The 24,946-nt window shown below is 62.5% G+C and carries 22 protein-coding genes; 20 read left to right on the forward strand and 2 right to left on the reverse strand.

The features are described 5' to 3' along the window. Window positions 1–89 precede the first annotated feature (89 nt). The 8 genes from V5E97_RS31000 to V5E97_RS31035 all read left to right on the forward strand — a co-directional run bounded on the left by V5E97_RS31000 (window position 90) and on the right by V5E97_RS31035 (window position 9,966). The gene (locus tag V5E97_RS31000; protein WP_406695422.1) at window positions 90–1,238 is read left to right on the forward strand and encodes a BON domain-containing protein; all 1,149 of its coding nucleotides are present in this window, start codon (window positions 90–92) and stop codon (window positions 1,236–1,238) included. Next, window positions 1,223–1,423, forward strand: a complete 201-nt coding sequence (locus V5E97_RS31005) for a hypothetical protein (RefSeq protein WP_406695423.1) — start codon at window positions 1,223–1,225, stop codon at window positions 1,421–1,423. Before V5E97_RS31000 ends, V5E97_RS31005 begins: the two co-directional genes overlap by 16 nt. A 231-nt stretch (window positions 1,424–1,654) precedes the next feature. After that, window positions 1,655–3,691 carry a squalene--hopene cyclase gene (gene shc, locus V5E97_RS31010; RefSeq protein WP_406695424.1) on the forward strand — a complete coding sequence of 679 codons (2,037 nt, stop codon included), beginning with the start codon at window positions 1,655–1,657 and terminating at the stop codon, window positions 3,689–3,691. A gap of 142 nt (window positions 3,692–3,833) precedes the next feature. Then, window positions 3,834–4,835 carry an adenosyl-hopene transferase HpnH gene (gene hpnH, locus V5E97_RS31015; RefSeq protein ID WP_406695425.1) on the forward strand — a complete coding sequence of 334 codons (1,002 nt, stop codon included), beginning with the start codon at window positions 3,834–3,836 and terminating at the stop codon, window positions 4,833–4,835. Between the two features lie 10 nt (window positions 4,836–4,845). Next, window positions 4,846–5,646 (forward strand): phosphorylase family protein, encoded by an 801-nt coding sequence (locus V5E97_RS31020; protein ID WP_406695426.1) that lies wholly within the window; start codon window positions 4,846–4,848, stop codon window positions 5,644–5,646. Between the two features lie 670 nt (window positions 5,647–6,316). Beyond that, window positions 6,317–7,399, forward strand: a complete 1,083-nt coding sequence (locus tag V5E97_RS31025) for a hypothetical protein (RefSeq protein ID WP_406695427.1) — start codon at window positions 6,317–6,319, stop codon at window positions 7,397–7,399. 156 nt (window positions 7,400–7,555) lie between these two features. Then, window positions 7,556–8,989 (forward strand): hypothetical protein, encoded by a 1,434-nt coding sequence (locus V5E97_RS31030; protein ID WP_406695428.1) that lies wholly within the window; start codon window positions 7,556–7,558, stop codon window positions 8,987–8,989. Between the two features lie 83 nt (window positions 8,990–9,072). After that, window positions 9,073–9,966, forward strand: a complete 894-nt coding sequence (locus V5E97_RS31035; RefSeq protein WP_406695429.1) for a DUF4349 domain-containing protein — start codon at window positions 9,073–9,075, stop codon at window positions 9,964–9,966. 189 nt (window positions 9,967–10,155) lie between these two features. On the opposite strand, the gene V5E97_RS31040 is transcribed toward V5E97_RS31035, so the two are convergent. Beyond that, complete coding sequence (locus V5E97_RS31040) at window positions 10,156–10,623, reverse strand: hypothetical protein (protein ID WP_406695430.1); 468 nt, start codon at window positions 10,621–10,623, stop codon at window positions 10,156–10,158. A 249-nt stretch (window positions 10,624–10,872) separates the two neighbouring features. Between V5E97_RS31040 and V5E97_RS31045 the strand changes: the two genes are divergently transcribed. The 12 genes from V5E97_RS31045 to V5E97_RS31100 all read left to right on the forward strand — a co-directional run bounded on the left by V5E97_RS31045 (window position 10,873) and on the right by V5E97_RS31100 (window position 22,379). Continuing rightward, window positions 10,873–11,697 (forward strand): sugar phosphate isomerase/epimerase family protein, encoded by an 825-nt coding sequence (locus tag V5E97_RS31045; RefSeq protein WP_406695431.1) that lies wholly within the window; start codon window positions 10,873–10,875, stop codon window positions 11,695–11,697. A 164-nt stretch (window positions 11,698–11,861) separates the two neighbouring features. After that, on the forward strand, window positions 11,862–12,818 hold the full coding sequence (locus V5E97_RS31050; protein ID WP_406695432.1) for a sugar phosphate isomerase/epimerase family protein: 957 nt from the start codon (window positions 11,862–11,864) through the stop codon (window positions 12,816–12,818). Between the two features lie 135 nt (window positions 12,819–12,953). Beyond that, the gene (locus V5E97_RS31055) at window positions 12,954–14,120 is read left to right on the forward strand and encodes a hypothetical protein (protein ID WP_406695433.1); all 1,167 of its coding nucleotides are present in this window, start codon (window positions 12,954–12,956) and stop codon (window positions 14,118–14,120) included. 76 nt (window positions 14,121–14,196) lie between these two features. Continuing rightward, window positions 14,197–15,153: a glycosyltransferase family 2 protein gene (locus V5E97_RS31060; RefSeq protein ID WP_406701246.1), complete on the forward strand. Its 957-nt coding sequence runs from the start codon at window positions 14,197–14,199 to the stop codon at window positions 15,151–15,153. A gap of 39 nt (window positions 15,154–15,192) precedes the next feature. Then, the gene (locus V5E97_RS31065; protein WP_406695434.1) at window positions 15,193–16,257 is read left to right on the forward strand and encodes a CDP-alcohol phosphatidyltransferase family protein; all 1,065 of its coding nucleotides are present in this window, start codon (window positions 15,193–15,195) and stop codon (window positions 16,255–16,257) included. Beyond that, entirely contained in the window at window positions 16,250–17,017 is a 768-nt protein-coding gene (locus V5E97_RS31070) for a glycosyltransferase family 2 protein (RefSeq protein WP_406695435.1), read from the forward strand. Before V5E97_RS31065 ends, V5E97_RS31070 begins: the two co-directional genes overlap by 8 nt. Continuing rightward, window positions 17,014–17,706: a methyltransferase domain-containing protein gene (locus V5E97_RS31075; protein WP_406695436.1), complete on the forward strand. Its 693-nt coding sequence runs from the start codon at window positions 17,014–17,016 to the stop codon at window positions 17,704–17,706. Before V5E97_RS31070 ends, V5E97_RS31075 begins: the two co-directional genes overlap by 4 nt. Then, on the forward strand, window positions 17,703–19,199 hold the full coding sequence (locus V5E97_RS31080; protein ID WP_406695437.1) for a hypothetical protein: 1,497 nt from the start codon (window positions 17,703–17,705) through the stop codon (window positions 19,197–19,199). Before V5E97_RS31075 ends, V5E97_RS31080 begins: the two co-directional genes overlap by 4 nt. Continuing rightward, window positions 19,196–20,293, forward strand: coding sequence for a glycosyltransferase (locus V5E97_RS31085; protein ID WP_406695438.1), 1,098 nt, complete (start codon window positions 19,196–19,198; stop codon window positions 20,291–20,293). Before V5E97_RS31080 ends, V5E97_RS31085 begins: the two co-directional genes overlap by 4 nt. Beyond that, the gene (locus tag V5E97_RS31090) at window positions 20,274–21,635 is read left to right on the forward strand and encodes a glycosyltransferase family 9 protein (RefSeq protein WP_406695439.1); all 1,362 of its coding nucleotides are present in this window, start codon (window positions 20,274–20,276) and stop codon (window positions 21,633–21,635) included. The genes V5E97_RS31085 and V5E97_RS31090 overlap by 20 nt, the downstream gene beginning before the upstream one ends. Then, entirely contained in the window at window positions 21,622–21,795 is a 174-nt protein-coding gene (locus tag V5E97_RS31095; protein WP_406695440.1) for a hypothetical protein, read from the forward strand. The genes V5E97_RS31090 and V5E97_RS31095 overlap by 14 nt, the downstream gene beginning before the upstream one ends. A 302-nt stretch (window positions 21,796–22,097) precedes the next feature. Then, the gene (locus tag V5E97_RS31100) at window positions 22,098–22,379 is read left to right on the forward strand and encodes a hypothetical protein (RefSeq protein WP_406695441.1); all 282 of its coding nucleotides are present in this window, start codon (window positions 22,098–22,100) and stop codon (window positions 22,377–22,379) included. Window positions 22,380–23,393: 1,014 nt separating this feature from the next. Here V5E97_RS31100 and V5E97_RS31105 read toward each other — a convergent pair. Then, complete coding sequence (locus V5E97_RS31105; protein ID WP_406695442.1) at window positions 23,394–24,638, reverse strand: hypothetical protein; 1,245 nt, start codon at window positions 24,636–24,638, stop codon at window positions 23,394–23,396. Window positions 24,639–24,946: the final 308 nt, after the last annotated feature.

A 24,946-nucleotide genomic window follows, 5' to 3' on the forward strand; every position in this document is an offset into this window, starting at 1 on the left:
GCTTATGGATCGATCCGTAGACTTCCGGTAGCAAAGGGCTGATTGCGCTCGATCCTATCAGGCGATCCCTTCGGGGGAGTCTACCCACCATGATGCGGCCTTGGACGCGCCATTCTCTCGTTTCGATTTGCGGAGTCGCCTGTCTCGGTCTCATCCCTCCCGCGTTCGCGGAAGATCTTCTCCAATCGAAACCGGTCGATGCGAATCGACCCGAGATCGTCGTTTTTCAGACGCTCCGAAGTCATCCTGTGACGGCTCCGTACCGGATCGCGACGACCTGGCGAGCTGGCCAGGTTGTACTTTCAGGGCGGGTGGCAACCAAGGTCGTGCATGACACGGCCGTCCGGCTTGCCATCGCAAGTGGCTATTCGATCCGCGACGACCTCACGATCGACACGTCAGAGGTCTACCGGACCGCGGTCTCCCCGGCCGTGGTGCTCCCTCCCGCCGTCTTCCCTCTGGTGACCGCTCCCTATTATGTCTATCCGCCACCGCTCTTCGGTCGGATCGACGATCCGTTCTACGGCTTTGAACCTCCCCTTTTGAGCTACCCCCCGTGGTGGCCTGCCGTTGCGGCCCGCGAACCCATCAACCTGCCTCCGCAAGCACAAATGGATCTCGGGCAGGCGCAGGCGGACCCCGATGCCAACGCGAACGCCGCCTCGCCGATGAAGGTCCCCATCGGATCGTCGCCCGATGATGGTTACGTGGAGATGACCATCGACCCGCGTGGCGCTGCCGTTCTTCGCGGAACGGTTCCGACCGTGGCCGATCGCGTGGCGATCGGCCAGAAAATCGCTCAGGTTCCCGGCGTGACCCAGGTCGAGAACCTCTTGAACGTGGGGCCTGCGCCGTCAGACACTCCTCCACCACCTCCCCAGCCTGCCAAATTTCCGGCGGCGAAGGCTCCGGTCAAGCCGGAGGCGGATCCGATCGACCCCGTGCTCCGACCGGCGATCTCGACCGACAAGGACGAACTTTCCCAGCGGGTAGGTCGGGCCCTTCTCAGTCGACCCGCACTTGCCCAACTTCCGATCAAGGTTGCCGTGCATGATGGTGTGGCCTATCTCTCGGGAGAACTCCCGACGGTCTATGAGGCCATGCTCGCCTTCCGTGCGGCCCAGCAGACTCCGGGCATTCGCGAAGTCGACGATCGGCTCCAGTTCGTGGTCCCTGACGGCGAACGAAGAAATCCGTTGCAGGTGAAAGGGCGTCCGAAGACGTGGAGCCGTATCTGACCGCGCAGATTCGTCGCCAGGTCGGAGACATCGCGCACATCGACCAGGTCCGGCTGCAGGGCGACACCCTCGAAATCCAGGGGACTCTGCTCCAGCAGGACGACAAGGCGCGGCTCGACGCGATCCTTCGCTCCATTCCCGTGTTGCGAGGTTTCCGTCTCGAATCCAAATTCATCGTCGAGTAGCGGGTTCGAAGTTTAATCTTTCTTTTTGAGATTCTGGAAAATCTGGGAAAGATTTTCTGCCGTGCTCTTGAAAAAAAGTAAAGAAGTTGCCATGCCGGGCCGGTGTTTGCCCTTGATCGATTCTCCGTTTCAGGCTTAGGATGACCCGCGCGGTGGGGACCATGTATTCTCCACCCCTGATTCGAATTTGAAAACACCACGTCTCTCGGGACGGAGAGGGGTCTGGATCGCATGATCGCCAACAAGGATGGTGGCGTGTCGTCACGAGCCGCGGGACTCTTCGCGCAACGGTCCGGCACGTCGTCGCCCCTCTCCCAAGATCCATTGAGCGAGGCCGTCGATTCGACGAGCCGTTGGCTCATTGATGGTCAAAAACCCGAGGGATTCTGGGTGGGAGAGCTCGAGGGGGACACGATCCTCGAGTCGGAATACGTCCTGCTCATGGCCTTCATCGGCCGTGGGGCCGAGGAAGTCTGTGTCAAAGCCTGCCGCTACCTGCGCGACTTGCAACTCCCTGGTGGGGGCTGGGCGATTTATCCCGGCGGTCCCCCCGATATCAGCGCTTCGGTGAAGGCTTACTTCGCCTTGAAGATCGTCGGCGTACCCGTCAACGATCCGGCTATGATCCGGGCGCGGGAGTGCATTCTTGAGGCTGGCGGGGCGCAGGGCTGCAATAGTTTCACTCGGTTCTACCTGGCGCTCCTGGGGCAGATTGGCTACGGCGATTGTCCGAGCGTGCCGCCAGAGATGATGCTGGTCCCGTCTCGGCTTGGTTTCAGCCTGGCCGCGATGTCGGCCTGGACGCGCACGATCGTGGTGCCGCTCTCGATCATGTCGGCATTCAAGCCGGTGCGTCGACTGGCCCCAGAGCAAGGAATTGCGGAACTCTTCCGGACCGACCTTCCCCTCCACCCCGCCCGGCGCACCAAACAACTGGTGAGCTGGACCAACGTGTTCCTTGGGTTGGATCGGGTCTTCAAATGGGCGGACCGAACGCTCCCGCTCTCGTGGCGCCGACCGGGAATTCGGGCCGCGCATCGCTGGATGCTCGACCACTTCGAGAACTCGGACGGCCTGGGTGCGATCTTCCCGCCGATGATCTACACCGTCGTCGCGTTGCACTGCCTCGGCTACGAACCCGACTCGGCCGAGGTTCAGTGGGCGCACCGGCAACTGGATGACCTCCTGATCGAGGAGGACGGCAAGGTTCGCGTTCAACCGTGCGTGTCGCCGGTCTGGGACACCGCGATCGCCGCCATTGCGTTGGCCGATGCCAAGGTGCCCGACTATCACCCCGCCCTGCTCCGCGCCGGCCGTTGGCTCCTCGAGAAAGAGGTTCGGGTCGCCGGTGACTGGCAAGTTCGTCGACCGGGCGTCGAGCCGAGTGGCTGGCATTTTCAGTTCCACAACGAGCGATACCCCGATATCGACGACACGGCGATGGTGATCCTCGCCCTTCAGCGCACCGCGCTTGCCAAGACTCCCGAGGCAAAAGCCGCCACCGATCGCGGCGTCAAATGGCTTCTCTCGATGCAGAACCGTGATGGTGGCTGGGCGGCCTTCGACGTCGATATCGACAATGAAGTGCTGACCAAGGTCCCCTTCGCCGACCACAATGCGATGCTCGACCCAAGCTGTGCCGACATCACCGCACGCATCCTCGAGTGTCTCGGAGCCCTGGGCTATCGCAACGATCACCCGGCCGTGGCTCGGGCCCTCGACTATCTCTGGAAGACGCAGGAGCCGCAGGGCTGCTGGTACGGTCGCTGGGGCGTCAACTACATCTACGGGACCTGGCAAGTCTTGCAGGGTCTCAAGGCGCTCGATTTCCCGATGGATCACCCCGCGTTGCAGAAAGCAGCCGACTGGCTCGAGTCGGTCCAGCAAGCGGACGGCGGCTGGGGTGAGTCATGCCAGAGCTATGACGACCCGTCGTGGATGGGGCGTGGCGAGCCGACGGCTTCGCAGACCGCCTGGGCCTTGCTCGGTCTGGTCTCGGCCGGTCGTGGCCGTGGGGAAGCCGCTACGAGAGGCGCAGAATACTTGCGGACCACGCAACGCCCCGATGGGACCTGGGACGAAGGTCCTTACACCGGGACTGGATTTCCCCGCGTCTTCTATTTGAAATATCATCTCTACCGGATCTATTTCCCCCTGATGGCAATCTCACGCTATCAGGACGCGGCGGGAAGAGTGCCGGTCACAACCACAACGCCCGGGGCCCAGGCCAGCCGGATTCCGGCCCTGCCCAAGCCGTTTGCCGTCTAAATTGTTTGTTCGTTCACCAAGGTACGAAATGACGTGGAGATCAGTTGATCTGGTTCCGCGGAAACTTCGCCCCGACGACTCTGATTGATAGCCCGCGGGCCACGGATGGTCCCGAGGATTTCGCCCCAGGAGGCAGTGCGTCATGCGATTTCCACTCTCGATGACCAGCACCATCGCTGGCTACCTCGTCAAGAAAAAGATCACACGGACCAAGCGGTTCCCGATGGTCCTGATGCTTGAGCCTTTGCACGCCTGCAACCTGACCTGTACGGGCTGTGGCCGGATCCGTGAGTACGAGTCGACGATCAAGCAGAAGCTCTCGATTCAGGAATGCCTCGATTCGGTCGACGAGTGCGGCGCACCGGTCGTCTCGATCTGTGGTGGCGAGCCGATGATCTACCCGGGAATCGACGAACTCGTCGCCAAGATTCTCGAGCGGAAGAAGGTCGTCTACCTCTGCACTAACGGGATGTTTATTCGTAAGCAAATCAAGAAATTCAAGCCTTCTAATAAATTCTTCTTCAACGTCCACCTGGACGGGATGAAGACGACCCACGACATCGCGGTCGAGCGTGAAGGGGTCTTCGATTCGGCCGTCGACGGGATCAAGGCCGCCAAGGAAGCCGGTTTCCTCGTCTGCACGAACACCACGGTGTTCAAGGAAACCGACATGGCCGAGCTCGACGAACTCTATGCCTTTTTGACCTCGATCGACGTTGATGGGTTCATGATCGCCCCGGGCTATGGCTACTCGGCGGTCGCCGACCAGGATATGTTCCTCACCCGTGAGGACATTCGCACCAAGTTTCGCGCGGCCGAGGCGATGTTCCGCAAGTACAAGTTCAACACCTCGCCGATCTACCTCGAGTTTCTTCAGGGCAAGCGCGAAATGTCGTGCACGGCCTGGGGGAACCCGACCCGGAACATCAAAGGCTGGAAGGGACCGTGTTACTTGATCACGGACATCCACCACAAATCCTTTGACGACCTCTTGAACAAGACGCCCTGGGAGAAGTACGGTTACGGCAAGGATCCTCGTTGCGAGAACTGCATGGTTCACTCAGGCTACGAGGCCTCGGCCGCGCTTGGGGTCAACAGCAAGCTCGGCGATACGTTCAAGATGATTAAGTGGCAGTTCACCTGATCGGAAATTCATGAGTTCAGGGACATCCGCAGGCGCGGCCACCAATCCAGAAGACGGGGCGTCGGCCGCCTCCGCTCCCGCCCCAGTCCCCGTGGACATCGGCATTGTGGCCGCGATGTCGATCGAGGTCGGGTTCTTGATGGACCGAATGAAGCGGGTTCGCAAATACGCGGGCCCGAAGCATTCGGTGATCGAGGGGGAGTGCGAGGGTAAAGTCGTCGCCCTGATCGTGGCGGGCATGGGGCGCGAGGCTGCCAGGCGCGGAGCGCAACTGCTGATCGATGGGCACCGCCCGCGCTGGATCCTCTCGGCGGGATTCGCGGGTGCCCTCGATCCCGAACTCCGGCGCAACGACATTGTCATGGCCAGCGAGGTGCTCGACCTCGACGGGCAAAAGTTTGCGATCGACGTCGGTGTGCCACAAAGCGCCCCCGGGCCTCGCGTCCGTTCCGGGCGTCTCTTGACGGTCGATGCGATCGTTCGGACCGCGGCCGAGAAGGCCGAGCTCCGCGAACGATTCGGGGCCGATCTCGTGGACATGGAGACATCGGGCGTCGCCTCCCTCTGTAGCGAACGCTCGGTCCGGTTCCTCTCAATCCGAGTCATCAGCGACGAAGCGGGGATCGATCTGCCCGCCGAGGTCGTTTCGTTGATGACACGCTCAGGCAGCTATCAAGTCGGGGCCGCCCTCCGCGCGATCTGGAAGCGGCCATCGAGCCTGAAAGACTTCTGGGCGCTCCACGAACACGCCCAGGAGGCGGCGGATCGGCTCGCGACGATCACCGCCGGAGCGATTGCCGAACTCCCCTGATCCCTCTTTTCCCGGGCCTGATCGAACGGCTTGCCTGCCCCCTCCTCAGGGACCCCGCAGGCGAGCCTTCCGCTCTTTCTTCTGAGCGGGATTCGGCCTGTTGGATTTCAGACACCCGGATCGAATGACCGCCCAGTGCGATACCCTCTGAGGCTTGAATGCAGGGGGGCGCTCGCACTGCGCACCCGTCGAAGAAAATGAAGTGGGGGCACGACAACCTGCCGGGTCGCGGCTCCTTGTGTGCATCCCGAGGGTAATCCGCTTTAACCGGCGTTGATAGTCTTGTCTCGAGCCCCCGATCCGACCGACCGGACGCGGCACAACCTCTGGCATTGGCCTCCCCCTGCCCTTGCGTCGTGGCAACGGCTTGGGTTTAGTCTGTGTGGAATAAAGATATCTTTGCAAAGAGTATTCGGTCCTCGTAAGATCATCCTCATGATTGAGCATGGACGAGGATCGGATCCCGAATAGGCCAATGACGAAGCGGCTCCAGACGACTCCTGGAGCTTGCCCTCAAGCGTTGCTCCCGCGCGTTGTCGGCGAAATCTCCCGAACGCCTCGGCGGCTCGCTCGTTCTTTTTCACCATTGGGGGAAATCCCATACTGTCGCCCGCGTCACGAATCCGGTCGCTTGCTTCTCTCATTTGTAGAGAACCGATGGAGGGGGCCAATGGGAAAAGCAATGACGGGGTGGTGGATCACCGTGTTCGCTTTCGGACTCGTTTCCGGGCCGGAGTTGTGCGCTCAGTCCGTCGAGGGACTCGGGGCGACGGCTCAAGGAGATGCGTTGCGCGGGCAGGGGCGGTTCATGCGTGGGATGGCCTGGTATGAGCTGGGGGCGGCCCAGGCCCAGGCGATTGAAGCGGAGGCTGTGTTCGCCTGGAATCGGTCGGTTCAGGCCGACTATGAGCAGTACCTCGCCGGGAGGGCGCGGCGGGCGGCCGCGAAAAAGGCGTTGAGCAACGAGCGGGAGGAGCAGGCAACAAAGCGGTTCGAAGCCCTGCGCCTCCGCTGGCGTGAGAAGCCGACGGTCGAGGACGTCCGCTCGGGCGTCGCCCTCAACGCTCTGGCGAGTGACCTGGCGGACCCTAAAATCCCCCTCGCTCGGTGGCGACTGGCCCCGGTCGACCTGCCGCCGGAGGTCACCATCGAGACGCTCGCGTTTCGGTTTGCCGACGCGCCGAAGTCCCAAGCACCCTCCGGTTTGGTATCGGGCACCGTGGCCATTGGTCGGATGAAGGGGGAGCGATGGCCTGTCTCGCTGCGACGTGCCGACCTCGTGAAGGAGCGTGAGGCGTACCGAACCGCGGTTGCGGGGGTGATTGCGGCCTGCCGCGCGGAGAAACCGCTCCAGGCTCCGCAGGTTGATGCCATCCGCGACAGGTTGTTCGCGCTCAAGGATAAGGCGGCCTCGACGGTTCCGACCGACGCTGGGCTCCGCAAACAGGCCATCGCCTACCTCAACCGACTCGACGAGGCGACCAAGGTCTTCCTCGATCGCGACTTTGCCGAGGAACTGGTTCGCGACGTTGAGCGGCACAAGGCGAGGACCGTGGGGGAGTTGCTTGGATTTATGAAGAAGTATCGGCTCCTTTTTGATGAAGGGGACGAGAATCCCGAGACCTGGGCGGTCTACCAGACTCTTTATGACTTGCTGAAGCGTCAGAAGGCGTCCCTCGACTTCGAAGATGAGGCCGGGGCGGGTGAGGACAGTTGTGGGCATTGCCAGGCCCTTGAACGAACTTTGCCTTGATCTTATTGAGCTTCTGGGTGGCTGGGCGCTCGACGTGGAGGCCCGTCGTCACCCGAACCTGCCGAACTCTCCAGGGTTCCTGAGGCCAGGGACCGAGCCGGACCACGCCGGCTGGAATCATGAGCCTTCGAAATCTCAACCACGATGAGGCCAAGCATGAACAAGGCGTTTTGCGCGTGCCTGACGATCACGGCGGTCCTCCTGACGCCCGCCTTGCGGGCGCAGACGGTCCAGGGGGACGTTCTCAGGGGCCAAGGGAGATACCTCGAAGGCGCTGGCTGGTATAACCTGAACACGGCCCGGGCCGGACGGATTAATGTCGAGACCTGGAAGTCTCACAATCGGGAAGTTCAGCGTCTCTATCGCGATTATATGATCGATCGTTCCCGCCACATCCAGTACAAGAAGGGGCTCACGAACAAGCTCCAGGCCGAGCTACTCCGCAAGATCGAGGAGGATCAGCGCCGGTGGCGCGAGAGCCCGACCCCCGAGGATATTGCCTCGGGCGATGCCCTGAACGCCCTGGCCGGTGACCTTGCCGACCCGTCCATTTCCCCCTCGAGCTGGCGCACCGCGCAGGTCGACTTACCCGCGGAGATGACTCTCACGAAGCTGGCGTTCAAAGTCGCCGACACCAAGAAGTCGAAGCTCCAACTCAGTACCGTGGCCGTCGACCGGATGCTTGTGAGGGACCGGTGGCCCCTCCCGTTCCGCCGCCCCGAAATTGAGCGAGAGTGCACCGCCTATGAGAAAGCGGTCACGGCGGTCGTCGACAAGTGCCGTAAGGGGACCGAGCTGCAAGCGGCCGACTACGACCGGCTCCGCGAAGCGGTCGTCGTGCTTCAAAAGGCGGTGGAGACCGACGTCCCTTCACGCGACGACCAGCGTCGCCAGGCACGCGACTACGTCAGGCGTCTCGACGAATCCACGAAGATCTTCGCTGAGGAGGCCTATGCCGAGCAGCTCATCCGCGATGTGAGCGAACACAAGGCGACAACCGTGGCCGAGCTCTTGGCGTTCATGCGGGATTACCGTCTCCTATTTGCTGACCCAGGCACTTCGCCCGAAGTGGCCTCAATTTATGAGGGACTTTACGGACTCCTCCGCCAGCAGAAGGACGCGCTCGGGCCTGGTGCGGGAATGGCAACGGGGATGGTCGTGGACCGATCCGGAGTGCCCAGCGACGTGTTCGCGACCGGCTCGGTGTGGGTCACCACCGAAGATACCCGGCCGTTCAGAAACCTTCAGGTCCTTGAGCGAAAACCTGGTGGGTTCCGGGGCTTGCTCAAGACCGGCAAGGAAGTGTTCCTTGCCCAGGAGATTCAGGGCGAGGTCAGCAACGACACCGTCTCCTGGCGGGGTGGTGATGCCAAGGTCGTCAACGGCCCTCAACTCAAGGCCCAACTCAAAGCCCAGGCAAAAGGGCAACCCAAGGCTCAACTCAAAGCCATGCTCAAGAAGGCGCAGGCCAATCTTCAGGCTCAGGGAAAAGGATTCGATTGCCATGGTACGATCAAGGGGGAAGAGATCCATGTCACGTTCATGGCGGACGGGAGGCGGGGATCTTTCGTCCTCCGGAAAACCCGTTAGTCCTACGGTCAACCCGGTACGGCGGTGATCCTGGGGGCGGAGATCCGTGCCGACGCGACTCATGAGTGAGGGGAGAAGTGCTTGTGACTTTGGCCATCAAGTCGACGCTTGCCTTGCCGTTCAAACACCTGCTTTGGTCCGTCATCGCCTTGATCGGCAGTAGTGGTTGTGGCGAAGAGGGGCAGGCCCCCATGGGATCCAACTCATCGCAAGTCTCCACCGATGAGTCCGCGTCCATGCCGGCCACGGCTCCGGCGGAAGCGCCTTCGCCTACCGGGACGGCTGGTCAACCCCCGGCCCAGCCTCGCCGAATCATTTACAATGCCCAGGTGACGCTCGTGGTCGAGAGTCTCACCGGCGTCGGCGAGCAGATCACCCGGTTGGTCGAGGCCAGTGGGGGATATATTTCGGAAACCGATACGAATATGGAGACCCATGCCCCGCGCACGGGGAAGTGGAAAGTCCGCGTCCCTGTCGCTCAATTCGACAGCTTCATGACGTCGGTCGGCAAACTTGGCGAACTACATCATACCCACGTCGATTCGCAGGACGTGAGCCAGGAATACTACGACCTCGAGGCCAGGATCGCCAACAAGCAACAAGAAGAAAAGCGATTACTCAAGCATCTGGCCGAATCGACCGGCAAGCTCGAAGACATCCTGGCGGTCGAGCGTGAATTGAGCCGGGTCCGTGGGGAAATCGAGCAGATGCAGGGGCGGATCCGCTTCTTGACGCATCAGTCGGACCTGAGCACCATCACCATCACAGTCATGGAAGTGAAGAACTATACGCCGCCTGTCAGCCCCACTCTCTCCACGGAAATCGCGCGAACCTTTCGCGGTTCGGTCGGCCTCGTCGGCGAGTTCGCCCGAGGTCTGCTCCTCTTTCTCGTTGCGGTAGCCCCCTGGTGCGTCGTGATCGCCGTCGTGGGGGTGCCCCTCTGGTGGCTCACTCGCCGACTGCGGATCCGTCGCTGAGCCGGCCCCTGGGTCTCCCGGAACGCGATCTCTTTGTTTCAACGATCCGCGAGAGGGCGAAAGCACCAAGGAGGATTGCGGCTTCCGCAACGGGTTGGTTTGCAGTCGGCCCGTCGGGCTGTATTTCCCTCGGGCTCGGCGTGAGTCCGAGGGATGGTCGTGGGCCGAGGGGATACGGTCGGCCCCGGCTTACTTCGTTTCCGCCGCCGCCGCGGGCTTGGCAGGAGGAACGCTCGCCGGAGCGAGCGACCGGCGAACCGCGGGGCGATGTTGCAAGGTGCGGGCCGGGGCTAACGTCGGGGTCGGCGTCATCAGGCTCTGGACCCCCATGGTGGCGACCCCCGGAATCAAGAGCAGGGCCACGGTTCCGATCGCGAGCGCGTGCTGAGGGTGGAACTGATAAATCAGCGTGAACACGGCGAACCAGACGATCGCCTGGAGGACCGTCCAGGGAAGGTCGGAGGTGAACATGGTGTCGTAGGAGGGACGTAGCCACGTCAACAGGGCTGCGAGCAAGAACGATCCCAGACCGACCTTCAAGCCCGCGCGAGGAGTGACTTCGTCGTAAAAAAAGTCCTGGCCAAACTCAACGATCATATAGGAAGCAATGAACATGGCTAGCCAGTAAATCAGCAGCGGCCAGATGATCGCGCCCATGACAGTTCACTCGGCGGGTTCGGAGTCGCCCCTTGCTTCTTTTGGGAGTCAAAAAAAGGGCGAGGGCGAAAGGAAAGGATCGGCAGTCGAACGCGACGGAAAAAAGATCTCGTCCCACTGCGTATTCGTATCCTAACCGGATCGGGAGTCGTTGGCCACACCGCACGCTGGCGGTTTTCACGGTGATTGGTACGATTGGGTTTTCGCACCAAGAAGACTCATTCCATGCGAGGAACGGGGAACCGACCTATGGTCCGTATCAGTGCCTTCGCCGACGAGATCTCCAAGGACCCGGTCGAGCAACTTGACGTGCTCGAATCGCACGGCATCCGACACATTGAGTTTCGCTCGATCCACGGCATCAACGTTCTCGATCTCAGCGACGCACAGCACGAGGAATTCCGCGCACTCCTGCGTTCCCGAGGCTTCGGCCTGAGCGCGATCGGGTCGCCGATTGGCAAGATCAAGATCACCGATCCGTTCGATAGCCACCTCCAACGCTTCGACCTGGCGATGGACCTGGCCGAATTTTACGACTGCCCGCGAATCCGGATCTTCAGCTTTTATATGCCGCCCGGAGATGCCCCGGACATCCACCGCGACGAGACCATGACGCGGATGCGCGAACTCGCACGCCTCGCCGAGGCACGAGGGATCACCCTCTTGCTCGAGAACGAGAAGGGGATTTTCGGCGATACCGCCTCGCGTGTCCTCGATATTCTCGAAACGGTGAACTCGCCCCGTCTGTCACACGCCTTTGATCCGGCCAATTACGTCGAGGTCGGACAGCCGATCGATGAGGCCTGGACCAGCCTCCGTTCGCGAGTGACCCACTTCCACGTGAAGGACTATGACTCGAAGACGCACAAAAATGTCCCGGCCGGTGAAGGGGAGGGACAGATCCCGCGCCTGATCGCCGACGCCGTCGCCAACGGCTATGACGGGTTTTGCGTTCTCGAGCCCCACCTCGTGATCGCCGAGCTCACCTTCGGCTTCACCGGCCCCGAGCGATTCGGTGACGCCGCGCGGGCGCTCCAGGGAGCCCTCAAGGAAAATGGAATCGCCTACGCGTGATCGGTGAACCTTTTCGTGCCTGCCCGCGGGCGGGAATGGCTCCGAAAAGCTGGTCCTCGATCCCTCTTCAGCCCGATTGACCAGCCCGGGAACGCGTCATAAACTGCATGCCCCAGCCTGGCTCAAGTGGATCCAATCCTGGATCGCCACCGGAGAACGCTCAAATGACTCAACCGTCAACGAATCGAAGAACGTTTTTGCGAACCTCGCTCGCGGGGGGCATCGCTCTCGCTTCTGGAGTCGGCTCGACCTGGGCCGCCGACGTGTCGGGTCAGCCCGCGGCCGGCAAGATCGGCGACTTCAAGATCTCGCTCGCTCAGTGGTCGGTGCACAACGCCTTGTTCAAGACCAAGGAGTTCACCAACCTCGACTTTCCCAAGGTCGCCCGCGAACAGTACGGCATCGACGCCGTGGAATTCGTGAATCAGTTCTTCAAGGATAAGGCCCACGACGACGCCTACCTGAAGGACCTCAAGACACGAGCGAACGACAACGGCGTGACTTGCGTCCTGATCATGATCGACGGCGAGGGGGATCTGAGTGCCAAGGATGACGCTCAGCGCATGAAGGCCGTCGACGATCACAAGAAGTGGGTCGACGCCGCCGCTGCCCTCGGCTGCCACTCGATTCGGGTCAACACCGGAGGGAACTATAGCCCCACCGACGTTACGAAGGCCGCCGAGGCTTGCGCCGCGCTCACCGAATACGGTGATAAGCACAAAATCAACATCATCTGCGAGAATCACGGTGGGCCCTCGAGCAACCCCGATGCGCTCCTCGCCTTGATCAAGGCCGTGGGCAAGCCGGGCTTCGGCACGCTTCCCGATTTCGGCAACTTCCCCAAGGACAAGAAGGGCAAGTATACGATCGACATTTATGATGCGATCGCGCGAATGATGCCCTATGCCAAGGGGGTTTCGGCCAAGAGCTACAATTTTAGCTCCAATCAGGAAACCTCACTCGACTATGCGCGGATCCTCAAGATCGTCACCGACAGTGGCTATCACGGATACGTGGGCATCGAGTACGAGGGCGATCGATTGAGCGAACCGCAGGGGATCAAAGCCACCAAGGAACTGCTCGAGTCGCTGCGTGGATCGGTCTACCGCCCCAGCGTCTGATTGACTTGAAACCCACGACGCAATCCTTCGCTTGACGTTGCTTCCCCCCCCGTCTTCAGCACTGAAGACGGGGCGACTTTCTCCCGCCCCTCCGCCCTCCCCCTGCTCCTCTTCACACGTTGAGAGGCTCGCCCAATGATCGCTCCCGAACCCAAGTTGGTTGCGGCTGTCATCACCGAATGGCGAACGAATACACACGCCGACGTGCTCCTTTCGCGAATCCTCGAACCCGAGGCGTGGGGGCACTCGAAACCGTTCGGGTTGAAACTGGCCGCGGTTTACGCCGACCAGTTCCCGGGGAATGACCTCTGTCGGTCGTACTGCCAGAAGCACAACATCCCGATCTTTCCGACGGTCACGGGGGCGATCGGGATCGGGACGCGCGAGGTGGCGGTCGATGGTGTGATCGTCATCGGCGAGCATGGCCAGTACGCCCATAATCGGCTGGGGCAGACGCTCTACCCGAGGCGGCGGCTGTTCGAGGAGGTCGTCCACGCCTTCCGGATCCTGAAAAAACGGGTGCCCGTTTTCAGTGATAAACACCTGTCTTACGATTGGTTGTTTGCTCGTTGGATGTACGACCTGGCGCGGCATGAGGGAATTCCCTTCATGGCGGGCTCGTCGCTTCCTGTCGCCTGGCGCCTCCCCGCCTTGAATGTTCCCATCGGCAGCGAGCTGTCGGAAGCGTTGGCAGTGGGCTATGCGGATCTCGACGCCTATGGCTTCCATGCCCTCGAAACCTTGCAGTGCGTGACCGAGAGACGCCAAGGTGGCGAGACCGGGGTGCTCTCGGTGCGTTGTGTGACAGGGCCGCAGGTCTGGGAAGAGGCGAAGGCGGGCCATTGGTCGAAAGAGTTGTTGGATGCGGTGGAGCCGGCCAGGCAAGCCGCGTTTCACGGCCCCAAGCCGATTCAGCCGTCGCCCAACGACGCCCTCTTCCTGGTCAATTATCGCGATGGCCTCAAGGGGGCCGTCACGATGTTGGGGGCGGCGGGCCCCTGCTTTGCCTTCTCCGGGCGCCGACGCGGCGTCAAGGAGCCAGTCGCGGCCGTCTTCAATCTGGAGGATAAGCGGCCGTTCGGTCATTTCGGCCACTTGCTGAGGGCGATCGAGCAGATGATCGTGACCGGGCGCCCCTCCTACCCTATCGAGCGGACCTTACTGACCAGCGGCCTGCTGGCCGCCTTGCTGCAGAGCCGCTTCGAGGGAGGAACCGTCATCCCCACGCCCCATCTGGCCGAGCTCACCTACCAGCCAGCCGACTGGCCGTATGCACCGGGAGAGGTGGGAACCCCGGCTTGACCGATTGGGGGAGGCGGCGTATCGTACCCGGCGATTCAGTCCCGACTTGCGCGGGACTTCTTGCTGGCACGAAGGGATGGACCCCGTGGGTGCCGACCGAACGCACATCCTGGTGCTCAACTACAACGGTCGCGAGCTTCTGGCGGAATGCCTGCCGTCGATCGTCGAAGCCGCTGCACGGACCCCGGTCCCGTGCGCGGTTACAGTCATCGATAACGGCTCGACCGATGGGTCGCTGGAACTCCTCGCCCGGGAGTGGCCGGGGGTCGGCCTGATTCGCGAACCCAACCGGGGCCTGGCCTCGTTCAACGCGGTGCTTGCCCGGCTGGAAGAGCCGGTCGTGCTCCTGCTCAACAGCGACATCAAGCTGGCCCCGGACGCGGTGGCACCGCTGCTGGCGGCCTTTGACGAACACGACGATGCCTTGTTCTCGGCCCCCCAGTGCTGGACCTTCGACGGCGTCGAGTACGAGGGGATGCGGACCCGGGTTCGCACTCGCTATGGCCTGGTTCAGGGGATGTGCCGGGTCCCCGGTCATGAGGCGTGCGTCGATCGACCCGACCTGACCGCGGCCTCGGGGCCGATTCTGGCCGTCGATCGGAAGAAGTTCCTGGCACTCGGTGGTTATGACCCGCTCTATTTCCCGGGCCGAATCGAGGATCTCGACCTTGGCTTTCGGGGTTGGATGGCCGGTTGGCCGGGGTATTATATTCCCGATTCGATGGCCTATCACAAGGGCTTCGGGTCATTCGGGCCGGCCTTCGGACGCTCGGGCTGCGATCGGCTGGCCGCGCGAAACAGCTTGATCTTTGCCTGGAAGAACCTGGGCGGACGTCGGCTGGCCGCGCACCTGGCCTGGCTGCCGGTGCGGTTGATTCATGACCTCGCTTCGCGCCGCGCCGATTTCGCGGTGGCTCTTGTGGAGGCCCTCGCGCGACTCGGGCACGTCCGCTCGGCTCGCCGCGACTTGGCTGTGGGGAGCGGTCGCTGGATCGCTCGGCAGGAGGCTTTCTTTCAGCGGTTCCAATGGTGATCGTGGGTCGGTGAAAGACCCGTCGCAAGGAGGCGACAAATGCCCCATTCGACTTTCCCCCTGGTCATCGATGCGCGCCCCAGAGGTCCCCACGGACCTTTGGCCGGTGAGCTCGTGCAGGGTCGGTGCGTCCTGGGGCACCTGCTCGACATGGCGAGGACCCTGGACGACGCGACCGTGGTGATCCACGCCCGCCTGGATGAGCATCCTCGGCTAACGGATTTGCTCTCCGATCGCTCGGCGGCTCAGTACGAGTTCGCCACCGGCCCGCCTCCCGAAAACGCGAGCATCCTGCGAACCGACCGGCTCTACGATCGCCAACGGCTCCAACGAGCCTTGCGGAAGGGGAAAGACCCCGAGTCGGCCGTGCTCTGGAGGCTCGACCAGCCGCACGGCCTCAGCGGTGCGGAGGCCGAGCTCACCCGCCGGCAGTCGTACCAACCGCTGGGCCGCTACTGGGCACTCGCCCCCGCACAGCTGATCGCGCGGCGGCTCCAGCCGACCCGGATCCGGCCCAATGCGCTCACCCTCGCCTCCGCTTCACTCGTCATGGGGGCCGCGCTCGCCGTCGCGTTCCTGCGGTCGACTCCACTGACGCACCTTGCCGAAGCAATAGCGTTGGCCCTGGCCCTGGTACTCGACACGTCCGACGGCCATCTGGCCCGGATTCAAGGGACGGCCTCGGAGCTGGGACGCTGGCTCGATGCGACGCTCGACGAGCTGGGTGACATGGCGTTGCACGCCGCCATCGCCTGGTCTGCGTTCGCGAGAGACGGGCATCCCGGCTGGCTTCTGCTCGGCATGCTCTACGGCATGGGAAAATATGTGTTCGTGGTAACGACCGCCCCGGGAGCGACCGAGGAGAAGAACGGTTCTGCGCGATCTCCTCAACGCTCGGCGGTCACGACTTCGCTGCCTGTGACGTTGCGTCGATCCAGGTTGAAGGCGTGGGTTCGCCTGATGGGCCACGCCGATGTGCGCTGGCACCTCTGGATCGCCCTGGCCGTGATCGGACGACTCGACGCCGCGCTGATTGTCTATGCCGTCTACTTTCCGGTCCGGGCGATGGGTAGCGCCCTGGGGAAGGTGGTCCGTCATGCCTGACCCACGGATCTCCGCCCTGATCCTGGCCAAGAACGAGGCCGAGAATTTGCCGGGTTGCCTCGCGTCGGTCGCCTGGGCCGACGAGGTGATCGTGGTCGTCGACCGCGCCAGCCAAGACCAGACTCAGGCGATTGCCGAGCAAACCGCCGACTGTGTCGAGGTCCGCACGTTCGACGACTTCGCCAGCCAGCGAAACGCAGCCCTCGACCTGGCTTCGGGAGACTGGGTCTTCGCCATCGACGCCGACGAACGGGCGACCCCGGCGCTGGCCGTCGAGATTCGCCAGGCGACCTCCGACCCGAATCGCGCGCACCACGGGTTCCGGGTCCCGATTCGGAGCGTGATCCTCGGCCGCTCATTCTCCTACTCGGGCACGCAGCACGACCTGCCACTCCGCCTGTTTCGCCGAGGCGCGGGCCGCTGGGTGGGCGCGGTCCACGAGACCGTCGCCCTTGAGGGGACCGCGGGAACTCTGAGCCAGGCGCTTCAGCATCGAACGATTCCCGACATGCAGACATTCCTTCGAAAGGTCAATGAATATACGAGTCTGGAAGCGATCAAGCTGGAACGCGAAGATCGGCCCTATCGCGGGACCGAGTCGGCCCTGCGTCCCTTCTGGACGTTCGCCAAGCTCTACCTGGGGAAACAAGGGTTTCGCGACGGCCTCGAGGGGTTCGTCTTCTGTGCGCTCTCCGGGTTCTCGGTGGCGATCCGCGACTGGAAATATCGCGAGCGGCTCAAGATGAGGAGGGCGTCGTGACGGTTTGCCACGAGGCCGAGGTGGCCGCCCAATTCGACAGGCAGCAGCAACGCTTCAAGGCCACCGTGGCGGTGGATGACGTGCGGCTGGGGGCGTTGAGGAATCGACTCGAACCGTTGCTCGGCCGGCGTATTCTCGACCTGGGTTGCGGCAAGGGGCGGTTCGCCCGGCCGCTTGCCGAGGCGGGGGCCGAGATGATCGGGCTCGACCTTTCGGCCGCGATGCTGGCGGACGCCCGCGGGATCGCTCGGGTTCGCGGCTCGGCACGGCGACTGCCGTTCGCCGCGGGGTCGTTCGACGCCGTGATCGCGGTCGAGGTCTTCGAACATCTCGCGGCGATCGACGACGTCTTGAATGAAGCGCGTCGCGTGCTCCGTCCCGGAGGGATCCTGGCGATCGTGGACAAGAACGCCGGGGCTCTGAACGCCGATCGGCCCTGGCTCCCCGGCCTGGTCGTGAAGCGGATCGATGAGATGCGAGGGCTCTGGATGTATCCGCTCAACAGCCCGGTTCGCGAGCGCTGGTTTTGGCCGGGGCGGTTTCGGAACCACCTGGGCCGTTGGTTCGAAAACGTGCAAGTCGACCACATCCTTTCACCCAAGGAAGCGGATCGCCGGCTCTTCCGGCAGATCCCTCGCGCTCGACTGATGACGCTATGGACGGCGAGGGTTGCCGGGAGTCTTGTATGAATCAATTCTATCATTCACACCTGCCGACGTTGCCGCTCTTGCTCTGGGAGACACCCCCGGGACCCGACCTGATCCTGGCGCAGGAGGGAATCCCCTGCGCTCGCGTGAAGGGCACGCACCCCTTGGCGTTTCAGGGAGGCCGGTTCGTCCTTTACGATGGCCGCCGGATTTCCGGGGCTCGAGTTCGCGCCGCGTTGACCCCCGACCATGTCGCCCTCGACATCGACCTGCTTCGCCAGGAGGATCGCCGCGATCCGTTCCAGGCCCTGGTCGACACGAGGGCCGCGCACCAGTCGTGGCAGGTGACCGGGCTCACGCTGACCGAACGCGCGGGGCGGGTCGCCAAGGCCGGGATCCGGCGTCGGATCGTGCAACGCCTACGGCATGCGGTCGGCCAGGCTGGCGGGCTTTGGGTGCGGCTGGGCGCCTTCCCCTTTCCTTATCGCTCGGCGTTCAACTTCCGGGTCGACCTCGACGAATCGGTCCCCGACGACTACGCCCGGTTCGCCCGCGCCCGACGCCCGCTGGAGGACTGCACGACGCATTTCGTCAGCACGCGGGCCTACGGCGATCATCCCACCGTGCTCACCGACTTGCTCCGATTTGATAGTCAGTCGCACGGTCATCACCACGTCATTTACCGAGACCCCGATGCGAACCGACGCAACCTGAGGCGAGCCCATCGCACGCTCGCGGATTGCGGGATGCCGCCCGTCGGCTTCGCCGCGCCCCACGGGCGCTGGAATGCCGGGCTCGATGAAGTTCTCGAAGAACTCGGATATCTTTATTCCTCGGATTTTCAGCTCGGTTTCGACGACTTGCCGTTCTTCCCCTGGCTTGGTGATCGATTCTCGACCGTTCTGCAAGTGCCGATCCACCCGGTCTGCGAGGGGCTCTTCATCGAAGCGGGGGCCGACAACGGCCGCGCGGTCGCGCAGTACCTCACCAGAGTGGTCCGGGCCAAGATCAACGCCTGTGAGCCTGCGTTCGTCTACGGCCATCCCGAGCGGCGGCTCGCTCGATTCCCCGAGGTGCTCGCCGAGCTGGCGGCCTTGATCGCCAACGAACCTTACGTTTGGCGAACGACCTTGACCGAGTTCGCCCAGTGGTGGCGCTGGCGGGCCGAGCGGCGCTGGTCGGTCCTGCCGAAGCCGGAGGGACGATTCGAGATCCAGTTCGACGACTGGAGTTCCGAGTTCCCCCTGGCGATCGAGATCGTCCGGGGCTATCACGTGGCGACGGTCCCCGTTACGGGGCCGAGAATGGTCCTCCACCTCGAAGACCTTGCGTACGAACGCCGCGAGGTTCGAGCCGACCTCCCAGCTCCGACTCTCGCGCGGCGGACCCCGAGCTTCAAGACGGCCGTCCGCAAGGCGCTCGATTGGGAGACGGTGACCCCGCTCGAGGATCTACCTGCCAGCACCCTGACCGATCGGGTCAAGAAAGGCTTGCGATGGTGGCGTGACGAGCCGAAACGGGAGGGCACGCGATGAGAGCCATCCAGCCTTCGGCCTGGACCTCCGCGCGGTCGCAAGGGGCGATGCCGCCGGATTCGGTCCTGTTCCACGCGCCGACGTCCGCGTTCCAGGCGCCGGGCGGCGGTGAGAACCAGCTCGTCCAGACCGGGAAGCAGCTCGAGGACCTCGGCGTTACCATCCGGCTCTTTTCCCCCTGGATCGACCGGCTCGAGGAGGCCCGCCTGCTTCATCTGTTCGGCATGTCGCGTGAAGGGCTCGAGCTGGCCCGTGTGGCCCGAGCACGTGGGATCCGCGTGGTCCTTTCACCGATCTGCTGGTACGAGCCGCGTGCGATTGCCTTTCTGGCTCCCAACCGGACCCGCGAACTCTTCGATCTCGCGAAGCTGGTCGTGAAACGAGTGGCTCCCCGGTGGCCGAGCTGGCGCCGGGAACTGCTGAATTTGGCCGATATGATTTTGCCCAACTCGGTGGCCGAGGCTGGTCAGCTCATCCGGCTCTTCGCGATCGAGCCGGGGCGGATTCGGGTCGTCCCGAACGGCGTGCAGTCGACGTTCACCCACGCGTCTCCCACCCTCTTCCGGTCGGAGTACGGGACCAAGGAGTTCGTGCTCTACGTCGGTCGGATCGAACCGCGCAAGAACGTTCTCCGACTGGTGGAAGCGGTCTCCTCAACCGGCCTGCCCCTGGTCGTCATAGGCTCGCCTCCACCTGGGTCTGAAGCTTACGCGGAGGCCTGCCGTCGGGCCGGGGACGTCGACGTCCGCTGGATCGACTCCCTGGATCACGACGACCCGCTTCTGGCCTCGGCTTATGCGGCGGCGCGCGTTTTCGCCCTGCCGAGTTGGTTCGAGACGCCGGGCCTGGCCGCCTTGGAGGCGGCTCTGGCGGGCTGCGCCGTTGTCATCACGCCCTTCGGCTGCACCCGCGAATATTTCGGCGAGCGGGTTGAATATGCTCGCCCCGATCGCCCGTCGCAGATTGCCCGCGCGATTCTGAAGAGCTGGGAAGCGGGCCCGGATCCTCGTCTGGCATCGCACGTCGGCTCGCGTTTCCTCTGGTCGGATGTGGCCCAGCGAACGGCGGAGGTTTATGACCAGATCGCCGGCTGAGCCCAAGCCCATTCCCGTTCGCCGTTACCGCTACAGCAAGCTGAAGTGGCGGATCCTGGTCCGCGCGCTCGACGCGGCCGGATCGCTCGGCATGCGTCTCTGGCGCAAGTTCCGCCCTGCGCCTCGAGTTGAGACACCGCGGCGGATCCTTGTGGTCCAGCTCGATCACCTGGGTGACGCCGTGCTGAGCAGTCCCTTGCTGGCAGGCTTGCGCATGGCCTATCCCGAGGCGACGATCGACGTTCTCGCCTCGCCGAGCAACGTCGAGGTTTTCCAGGCCGACCCGAACGTCGATCACGTCCGGCTCGCCGCGCGCAACTGGTTTGCCCGCAGACGTAGCCATTGGGCCCTGGGCACGGCGGTCTGGGAGCTCGGTTCACGTCTCCGAGGCGCGGGCTACGACCTTGGGATCGACGTGAGAGGCGATGTGCTCTCGGTCCTCGTTCTGGCCCTGGCGGGGATTCCTCGCCGCGTCGGCTGGGCGATGGGCGGCGGTGGGTTCCTGCTGACCGACATTGCCGAGTGGGTGCCGGGCCGTCACGAGGTCGCGTCGCGTCTCGCGCTCCTTGCAAAGCTCGGGATCTCCGACGATGAGCCTGCGCGAGTTGTCGTGCACTCGACGGATCACGACCGCGTGCTGATCGGCCAATGGCTGCGCGACGATTGGCCCGAACGAGCGCCCGAGGTGATGAGCCAGTCGTCGGCCACGCGAACCCGGGGCGAGCGCCACGCGGGGGGACGTTTGAAGACGCTCACCGCCGTGTCGGAACCAGCGATCTGGAGTGATGAGGGGGACTGGCTCCACGCCGGCCGGTTCGGCGCCGAGGCTCCCTTGCTCGCCGTGCATCTTGGTGCGGGGATGGCCGCGAAGCGCTGGCCCGCCGAGCACTGGCAAGAGCTGCTCACCCGCTTCCTCGACGATGGCTGGCGGGTCATTCTGGTCGGTGGTTCCGAAGACACCCGGGTCGCCGAAGGGATGGTCCCCCACGCCAATCTCCGCGATTGGACCGGGCGGTTGACTGTGCCTCAGACCGCCGCCTTTCTCGAACGCGCCGACCTGTTCGTCGGCTCCGACTCCGGCCCCGCGCATCTGGCGGCCTGTGCCGGGATCGCCTCGGTCATCCTTTTCAGCGGTACGAACCGCCCCGGCCAGTGGCGTCCCTGGTCGCGTCGATCCCTGGTCTTGCGCCACAAGGTTCCGTGCCGCCCCTGCCATCAAAAGATCTGCCCGCTGGCCGATCACCCTTGCATGGCCGGCCTGCTCCCGGAACGGGTCTATCGCGAAGCCAAACGCTGGTGGGCCCGGATGCACCGCGAGGAATCGCCCCATGCACCGATCTGAATGCGATCGCCAGCCCGCCCTCACTCGCCCCTTCGACTGGCGTGCCTGGCTCGCCCTGGCCTGGGTGCTCTGGTTCGGCCTACTCTACGGCAAGATGGTCGTCGAGAGCCGAGGGCATCGCGTCCGCGCCCTCGTGCCGCACTCGCGAGTCTCACCTTGATGCCGACATTCTCGCCTCAACCGAGTGGTGCATCCGGCAAGGCTTGAACTTCGGCCGGGCTGGCCGAACCACTCATGAGGCTCGCGGCTCATCCAAAATCAGTAGCCCGGCCGGCCCGGCTGGATATTTCTCAGGGCCCTGACTACCGCTTCAAAGCTTCGGCTGGGAAGAAATAAGTGCAACTCGGCCAAGCCCTCGCCGCGCAGAGTATCGTCCTGAGTCCCCGCCAGGTCCGCCGCCACCTAAAGCGACTCCAGGCCAGCTACCATCGCATAGCCTGGAGCCTGAACTAGCAGGATCCGGTGAAGACGGAACGAGCCGGCCGCATCCCGGACAATCTCAAGGTGAAGGCGGCCGCCGGGGATTTTACGCTGTATTACCTCAACGAGTGTGGCTTCGCCCCGACGCTGCCGGTCGGCTATATCTGGAGGTTGCCGAACCATCGCAAGATCATTCGTTACGAGGCGTCGCAGCGGCGCCGGGTCAATGCGATGGCCGCCTACCGACCTACGGCCGCACGCCACAGCTGGGTGTTTTCACGGCCGAGCGGACCTGGGAGTCGTTTGAACTGCTCGAGTTCTTGAAGGCGTTGCCGTGGTCGAGCCGTCTGCGCGTGAACTTACGGTGCGACAACTCGTCAAGTCGCCACCTTCCAGATTTCGAGACTCTCGAACACCGTATCGTGCCCGATGAGCCGATGGATTTGGGATCGGATTTCCACGTTTGCCGTATCATAGGCCAACGCGAACCGCATCCCCCAGCCTGATCGGCATCGAGCTCCATCCCGCCAACGCCAATACTCGTCGAACGGCAATCCCGCCCCAGCGTGGAAGTCATTCCCGAAGTTGGAAACCACGTCGATGATGAGCGGGAACCCCCTTCCATTAATACTCGCATTTGCGGGCATGTTTATGAAAAAGTAGAGTTGGTAGACCCCCGCGGGCAGGGTTTCGTAGGGCCCATAAGTATCTCGATGCGGGCTGGATGAGCATTGCGATCTCCAATGACCGGCGGATTCGCATACGCCCGGACATCCGTGGGGAAGTTCGCATCCGGTATAAGTAATCGGGAAGTCCCTGCTCGGTTTAAGCGATGCTAGGACGTCCACACTATTGCCCGATATGGTAGACCTCTGGATCGAGTATATGCCGAATCCTTCCTCGGAACCGAATTCATGCTTGAATCCGATCTGACTCGTCGGAAGGTGGACAATCGACCCATTGCCGACCGCTCCATCTATCGTGCTGGGCCCAGCCAACAGGATTGCGGACATCTTGTCGGATATCTGGACGAGAGTCCCTACAACGACATCGTGATCCGGGTGATTGTTCCGCGTTTCGAAGAAGATGCGAAGCGTTGAAGCAGATAGAACCATCGGAATTCTCCTTGGAGTGTCCGCATTATGCGGAATTCGACATGTTTCGATTCGCGTGGTCGATAGGTCGCTTCGGTGGACTTGTTCCCTCGCTCCTTCTCGGACGGACAGAGTCCCGCCGATCTCGCCGTAACTCTTGACTGACTACTCGCTGACTCGAGCCGGGTTGCTGGGTCAATAAGCCTCCAGCAACCTGGCTGCGTTATCGTCCTTTTGATTCCGACTAACGAAATCCCCCTTCCCCCCAGGCTTGCCATTCTTCGTTCTCGTTGTTTCGAAAGAGTCCTTGGGTTGCGGTCAGTTGAACTGGCCTCTTCCGATCGTCATCGTAAAGCCGGACGAACCCAGCACCACGCTCGAGTTCTCTGAAGTATGACTTCGTCCCGTCGTTCCGTTCTTCAACCCACTTTTGATTCCCTTGGTTTTTGAATTTCCCGTCGGCATAATCCCCTTGATTGCTTAAGCCAATATGTGATGTGGCAGCTGCTTCTTTTCCGGTTTGGTTGCTTTGGCGATCGTCCCAAATGACAACAAATCCGAGGTGGTCTTCATGCCGCCAAGGCGTCCCCAAGTTCCGCTCACGCGCGGAGTAGCGGACTGGTGCCAGATCAAACTTGAGGAACGGCCATCGGAGTGGTTGGCCAGTGAGGTGGTTTCTGGCGACGTCTTGGGCATCGCCCCCGGTCAGTCCCTTCTCGCTAAGCCATTGGGCGAGTGCCGAGAGCTCCTTGAGGGACTGCTGTTGCACCTTACGCATGGTCGGCGAAACCGATGCGCCACCCGTGATAATGCCAGAGATGGCATACCGTCGGAGATTATCGGGAGAAGCCCAACCAACGAAATCCTGAGACGCGAAATAGATGTTTTGAGGTCCGTGCCGCGACTGGATCTTGGTGGTCGTTTCATTATATTTGTTGACTCGCTCGACACCGACTGCACGGCCGATGGCATCAAGGATCAGCGACTCGGCGGCGGCGATCAGATTCCCCTCAGCGATTTGCTCGACCGTTCTCGAACGGATACTCGGGGCCCAATTCCCGAACTCTATGTCGAAGTTACCTGTATTTGTCCCGAAGTTGTATCTGAGTGAGGCAGTCTGTCTAACCTCATACAACTTAGTATCACCAAGAGGGTTCACATACTTTCCCCAACTGTGGCAATGCCGCACGTAGAGGCGGACTGCCAGTTGCCGTTTTCGGGAATTGTATGTCAGCTCCCGGACTTCTCCTTCACTCTTGTTCCCCTGGGCGAACGAATTCAACCTGCGTCCGAGGGACAATCCCATACGTGTATTTCTCAGATCGATTACGCCCGTCCGCTCATCGTACATCACGTCGTTCCGCTTCAGCTTATCGTCAATTCTCCCCTGTACGGCCACCTGCACCCGCTGCAAAATCTCGTGGGGTTCAAATTTTCGGAGAGCTCCTCGCGCACTCTTCTTGGCGTTCTCCAACTCACGGCGTGCCACGGAAATCGGGTCAAGGTTGTTGATGTCGGGCAGCTTCGGCTCTGGGAGGTTGATGTCGGGCAGCTTCGGCTCTGGGAGGCTGATGTCGGGCAGCTTCGGTTTCGAGATTTTGAAGTTGTCCTGCTGAGCGTTTGCCACGCCATTGAAGGCGATGCTGCCAAACGCAGCGATCAGAGCCACCAACTTTGCAGTGCAATGCATCTAAGCACCTGGACCAGGTCTTTCTCTACTTTTCGATCGAAGCCTTTTCGCCGGTTTGCAGCTTGAATCGCCTGAGAATCCGCCGGACGATCACTCGGTGGAATGTC

It is taken from the genome of Singulisphaera photorubra (assembly GCF_045290345.1).
Classification (GTDB): Bacteria; Planctomycetota; Planctomycetia; order Isosphaerales; family Isosphaeraceae; genus Singulisphaera.